At 36.2% G+C, this 2659-nt stretch carries 2 protein-coding genes and 1 pseudogene; all 3 read right to left on the bottom strand.

What is annotated here, in order from left to right; genetic code table 11:
• Nucleotides 1–450, bottom strand: a pseudogene (locus GQR52_RS20440) (hypothetical protein); the annotation flags it as partial.
• A 100-nt stretch (nt 451–550) separates the two neighbouring features.
• On the bottom strand, nt 551–1534 hold the full coding sequence (locus GQR52_RS20225) for a hypothetical protein (protein ID WP_165729602.1): 984 nt from the start codon (nt 1532–1534) through the stop codon (nt 551–553).
• A gap of 109 nt (nt 1535–1643) precedes the next feature.
• Nucleotides 1644–2627 carry a hypothetical protein gene (locus tag GQR52_RS20220; protein ID WP_165729601.1) on the bottom strand — a complete coding sequence of 328 codons (984 nt, stop codon included), beginning with the start codon at nt 2625–2627 and terminating at the stop codon, nt 1644–1646.
• Nucleotides 2628–2659 lie beyond the last annotated feature (32 nt).

The raw sequence follows: 2659 nt of genomic DNA, 5'->3' as shown, positions 1-2659 counted from the left end.
TTCGCAACCAGGGATTGGATAAGTAAAGCCTACTAGCTGCTTTTGTCTATCAAAGTATATTTGTTTTTTGGGGATGTAACTGTCTGTTAGTGGCAGTAAATTAAGAAAAAACAGGTTCCAAGAAAAAGTAAGCATAGGTATCCACCACTGGAATGGGTCCTTGGAATAGGTAGCCACTAAGCAACAGATCAACAAGATTATACTCAAAGTAAATCCGATTATTATTGGCCCAAATAAAATAACCCTGACGGAATTATTTCCGCACATTTCTACTTTATATCGTTCTGGGCGCTTTTGTATTGCCTTCTGTTTTTTAGAAGGTAAGTCATACAAGTAACATAAGCCTTTAAACTTTTCTTTAAGGCTATTTAATCTCTCAGGGTAAAAAAAACAATTAAACCGCGTTTTTTTAGGCATGATATCAACAGCTAGGTAGTCATTATTTTGCATTAGAGCCCTTTACTTTGCTTACCTAGGGAATTTGGAAGACCTAGATTTGAAATCCTTTTCTATTTGTTAACTTACCATAAACGGTGAAGGGTTAGTAACCTCAAGGAAAGCCGATAAAAAGCTGAAGCGCAAGATGCTTTGCTTTATATTTCCACGTTAATTGCTCTATGCGCTCTGGTTCTGCTTTCCAATGCAGCCAAGGTTTAATTACTTCTTCACGCTCTCTACCTTTAAGCCAATCAAATGGAAATGCTTCACTCAGAATTTCCTCTTCAATTTCTAATTGCTGCGAAAACGAAAATGAGGTCCAAAACTCATCAGGCCGATTATTCCTCTTATCAAATTCAGCTGTGATAGAGTCTAGATGTCGGTGCTTTTCATATTCTGGTACATCAGGTAAGGGTTTACTTAAATCCATAAAGCGTACATAACACTCCCACAATAAATAACAATGCACAGGATTAGCTGAAAGCTCAACAACAGAACCGATTACTATTGTTTCAGGGTACTTATCTTGGTCTATATGGCTAATTTCTGGAAAGTAATTCATTACACCCGGCGCACCCATTTTCGAGGTTAACCTGCAAACAATCTCCTCCCATTTAAAGCAACAATTACCTAACTCATCGTGTTGTTCACAATCTGGTATATTAAAACTGAACCCAACCGTTTGGTTTTGTCTGTCCAAGTACATCACTCTATCAGGTATGTATCTTGAAGTGATTGGTAATAAATTTACGAAGAATAAATTCCAAGAAAAGGTAAAGATTACAAGCCACCACGGGAATGGTTCTTCAGAATATGTTGCTACAACACAAGCTATTAGTAATAATAAACTTAATACAGCGCCAATGGCCATTGGTCCAAATAATATGGCTTTTATAGCATTGTTGCCACAGGGCACTATTTTATATTGCTCTTTTTTAATCGCGTAAATACGCCTATCTTGATTTAGCCAACGTCGAAAAAAGCATAACCCTCTAAATTCGCTTCCCTTATTTATTATTCGGTGAGCTTCAAAAAAGCGATTAAACTTCGTTTTCTTTGGCATTATTCCAACACCAAAGTAATTATTTTTTTGCATCAGGTTCCTTTGCTTTAATAAACCTAGACAGCACTTGTGCCACCTAGGTTTAAATTCCATTTTTAATTATTATCAGAATCCTAGTTGCATGCTATAAATATAATCATCTTTAAGGTATTCCCATAAACAACTGCAGTGCTAAACGCTTTGCTTTGTATTTCCAGGTTAGTTTTTCAATACGCTCAGGCTCACCTTTAAAATGCAGCCAAGGCTTAATTATTTCTTCGTTAGGCTTTCCCTTCAGCCAATCAAAATCATAAGCTTCATCTTTTAATTTTCGCCAAATTTCTTGTTGTTGCGAAAATGAAAAGTCGAGCCAAAAGCCTATAGGTCTATTATTTTGAATATCAAACTCAGCTGTCCGTGGGTCTAAATGCCGGTGTTCTTCATATTCAGGTACATCAGGTAAAGGTTTAGTTAAATCCATGAAACGTACATTACTTTCCCAATACAGGTAACAATATGCTGGTGTTTCTCCATTATCCGCCACCGTACCTAGCATTTTAGTCTTAGGATACCTTTCTAAATCAATATGGCTAATACTCGGGAAGTAACTTAAAACTCCCGGACGCGTAGATGCAATATCAAGTCGACACACTATTTCATCCCAACTAAAGCAGCAATTACCTAATTCATCACGCTGTTCACAGTCTGGTATATTAAAAGTAAAACCCACTGTCTGCTTTAATCTATCAAAGTAGATTATTTTTTTAGATGTAAACCTAAATGTAACTGGTAATACATTCAAGAAAAATAAATTCCAACTAAATGTAAGTAACGGTACCCACCATTGATAAGGTTCGTCCGAGTAGGTAGCAACACCACAAGAAATGACAAATAGCAAACTTAAAGTAAACCCAATTGCCATTGGTCCAAAGAAGAGCGTTTTTATAGGATCGTTGCCACACTTAAAAGACCGATATCTTTGCGGTTGGGTTTCAACTAAATGCATGTCAGTATCTATCCAATTATACAAATAGCACAAGCCTTTAAACTTTTTATATCGTTCTTTGATTTTATGAGGGTAAAAAAAACGATTAAACCGCGTTTTTTTAGGCATAATATCAACGGCTAGGTAGTCATTATTTTGCATCAGATTCCTTTAATAAACAGAGGCACTTTAAG

It is taken from the genome of Pseudoalteromonas sp. 31A1 (assembly GCF_011378815.1).
GTDB lineage: Bacteria > Pseudomonadota > Gammaproteobacteria > Enterobacterales > Alteromonadaceae > Pseudoalteromonas > Pseudoalteromonas arctica.
This window is presented reverse-complemented; position numbering and strand designations above follow the sequence as displayed.